The organism is Halogeometricum sp. CBA1124 (assembly GCF_009741955.1).
Lineage (GTDB): Archaea > Halobacteriota > Halobacteria > Halobacteriales > Haloferacaceae > Halogeometricum > Halogeometricum rufum.
In genome coordinates this window covers 1-2,939 of record NZ_WPCD01000297.1, presented here as the reverse complement: position 1 = coordinate 2,939, position 2,939 = coordinate 1, and the positions used below count along the sequence as shown (strand labels likewise).

The 2,939-nt window shown below is 70.3% G+C and carries 3 protein-coding genes and 1 pseudogene; 2 read left to right on the top strand and 2 right to left on the bottom strand.

Annotation, left to right across the window (positions count from 1 at the left end; all coding sequences use genetic code 11):
* Together GJ632_RS20650 and GJ632_RS20645 are read left to right on the top strand one after the other, a co-directional pair.
* Positions 1–769: pseudogene (locus GJ632_RS20650) on the top strand (ABC transporter ATP-binding protein); the annotation flags it as partial.
* Positions 766–1,518 (top strand): ABC transporter ATP-binding protein, encoded by a 753-nt coding sequence (locus tag GJ632_RS20645; RefSeq protein WP_089806157.1) that lies wholly within the window; start codon positions 766–768, stop codon positions 1,516–1,518. The pseudogene GJ632_RS20650 and the gene GJ632_RS20645, both read left to right, overlap by 4 nt.
* A 16-nt stretch (positions 1,519–1,534) precedes the next feature.
* Here GJ632_RS20645 and GJ632_RS20640 read toward each other — a convergent pair whose 3' ends face one another.
* Both GJ632_RS20640 and GJ632_RS22600 read right to left on the bottom strand, forming a co-directional pair.
* Positions 1,535–1,939 (bottom strand): hypothetical protein, encoded by a 405-nt coding sequence (locus GJ632_RS20640; protein WP_191453902.1) that lies wholly within the window; start codon positions 1,937–1,939, stop codon positions 1,535–1,537.
* Positions 1,918–2,939: hypothetical protein (locus GJ632_RS22600; RefSeq protein WP_197428131.1), on the bottom strand; the 1,022-nt coding region annotated here is incomplete at its 5' end. The genes GJ632_RS22600 and GJ632_RS20640, both read right to left, overlap by 22 nt.

The window sequence follows — 2,939 nt, the reverse complement described above, 5'->3', positions numbered from 1 at the left end:
GGAGTCCGACCCGGTGTTGCGGACGGAGGACCTCCGGAGACGTTCGGCGGACTGGTCGCCACCGACGGCGTCTCCGTCGAGTCGACGCGGCTCCATCACCGGCATGATCGGCCCGAACGGCGCGGGCAAGTCCACGCTGTTCAACCTCATCTCGGGGTTCTACGACCTCGACGGCGGCCGCGTCTGGGTGAACGACACCGAGGTGACGGAGCTGAAACCGTACGAGACCGCCAGACAGGGACTGGTGCGGACGTTCCAGACGCCGAGACGGTTGGAGGGGATGTCCGTCCGCGAGGCGATGCTCGTCGGCGCGACGAACCAGTCGGGCGAGTCCATCCTCCCCCTGTGGCTGTCGCCGTCGACGGTGACTCAGGAGGAACGCGCGAACGTCGAACGCGCGGAGCGACTGCTCGAACGGTTCGAGATAGCCCACCTCGTCGACCAGCCCTCGACCGAACTCTCCGGCGGGCAGTTGAAGCTCGTCGAACTCGCGCGGGCGTTCACGACGGACCCCGACATCCTGCTGCTCGACGAACCCGTCGCCGGGGTCAACCCGACGCTCGCGAACGACATCAAGCGGTTCATCCGCGAACTCAACGAGGAGGGCCAGACCTTCCTCATCATCGAACACGACATGCCGTTCATCATGGACCTCGCAGACCCGGTCATCGTCCTCGACCAGGGCAAAGTGCTGATGGAAGGGACGCCGGAGGCGGTTCGCTCCGACCAGCGCGTCATCGACGCCTACCTCGGAGGTGCCGGCCCGTGAGTTCCGAAGACGCGGTCACCGAGGCGCGCGTCGAACGCGCGCTCGACGTCTCGGGCGTCGACTCCGGCTACGGCGAGGCACAGGTGCTCCACGACCTGAACCTCCACCTGAACCGCGAGGAGATCGTCTGTCTCATCGGCCCGAACGGGGCCGGCAAGTCCACGGTGCTGAAGACCATCTTCGGGCTCCTGAAGCCGTGGACGGGGACCGTCAGACTGGACGGCGAGGACATCACGGGCACCGAACCCGAGGACCTCGTCCGCATGGGCGTCGGCTACGTCCCGCAGGTGGACAACGTGTTCGGCTCGCTCACCATCGACGAGAACCTCCGCATGGGCGGCGTCGCCCGAAGCGGCGGCGTCGAGGAGGTCATCGGGCGACTGTACGACCGCTTCCCCATCCTCGACGACAAGCGCGAGGCGAAGGCGCGGACGCTCTCGGGCGGCCAGCGGCAGGTGCTCGCGTTCGCCCGCGCGCTGGTGATGGAACCGGACGTGCTCCTCATCGACGAACCGTCGGCGGGGCTGGCACCGAGCATCGTCGCCGACGTGTTCGAAGACGTGCAGACGGTGAACGAACTGGGAACCGCGATTCTCATGGTCGAACAGAACGCCCGGGAGGGCCTGTCCATCTCCGACCGCGGCTACGTCCTCGACCAGGGCACCGTCGCCTACGAGGACGAGGCCGACGGACTGCTCGACAACCCCGAGGTGTCGCAACTGTACCTCGGCGGCGCGGACTACGAGTAGCGCCGACCGCTCCTTTTTACCGACGCCGACTCGCCGCGACGACGAGTAGCGACGCGACGACGGCGGTGACGGCCGCGAGGACGCCGAATCCGGGGGTCCCGGTCTCCGTCGTCGTCGTCGGGCGGTCGTCCCTCGGCACGGTCGTTTCGGTGTCGTCCGCGTTCGCGTCCGTGGGCGTGTCCGGCGGGTGGGGCGTCGGCGTCGGCGGCATCTCCGTCGCCGTCGGCGTCTCCGCGGACGGCGTCTCCACCGGCACCCGCCGCGACAGGTCCGGGTCGCCCTGGACGTGCCACGACTCGTCGGCGTCGCTCAGGTCGCCGCTCTCGTCTCGGTCCCACAGCAGGAAGACGAAGACGCGGCCGTCCTCGACCGCCTCGTCGCCGGCGTACACCGTCCGCGTCACCGTCTCGTCGGCGGGCACCGCCGCGGCCGCGGGTCGGGTGTCGTCGCCGACGGCGACCAGGCCCTCGTCGGGGAGGTGGACCGTCGCCGTGACGCGAACGTCGCCGGCGCGGTCACCCTCGGTGACGACAGCGGCCGAGACGTTCCCCAACCGCGGCGGGGACCCGACGAGACGTGCCGCGTCAGGAGCGTTCGATTCGCGTGGTCCACCGCCAACCGAAACGAGTCCGCGGTCGACAGCGTCCCCAGTCGGAGGGTGGCGGCGAACCGCGAGGGTCCGAGCGCCGCCGAGGCGTTCGTCGGCGTCGTCCGGACCCGCGTCGACGCCGACGGTGCGCCGTCGCGTCCGACGGTCCGGGCGGTGAGCGTCTCGTTCGCGCGAACCGTCGTCGTCCCGGTCAGCGAGAGGGTGCGCCCGTCCGCGCCGACGACGGCCGGAGAACTGTTCAGATCGGCCTCGGCGCTCGGACTGCCGGCGTCGGCGGCGCGGACGTCGGCGTCGAGGTGTTCGAACGTGAGGTCGGCGGTGGACAGTTGCCGGCTCCCGTTCCCGGCCGGCGCTTCGAGGACGACGCGGAACGACAGGTGGTCCAGGTCGCGGTTCGCCAGTCGGTCGCCGTCGTCGGCGACGAGCGTGACGTTTCTGGTGTCCACGAGGAGGAAGAACGTCTCGTTCGCCGGGTCCGGGACGACCCGAACGTCGCTCCGGCGGAGGGAGACGAACGCCTGTCGACGCTCCGGCGTCACCGCGAACTGGGCGACGGAGAGGTTCGCATCCGTCTCGTTCACCGCGCGGAACAGCCGTTCGGTGGCGTTCGCCCCGTCGCTGGCCTCGTAGGCTCGGGTCAGCCCTGGAGAGCGGAGTTCGACGAGGAGGCGGTCGCCGGGGAGTAGGTACGGCGGGTCGAACGTGGCGCCCGCGGCAAGCGTGCGGCGGACGGCCGTCGCGTTCGAGAGCGTGCCGGCGGCGTTCGCTTCGACGACGGCGACGGAGACGTTGCCGTCGGGCGCGTCGGGCG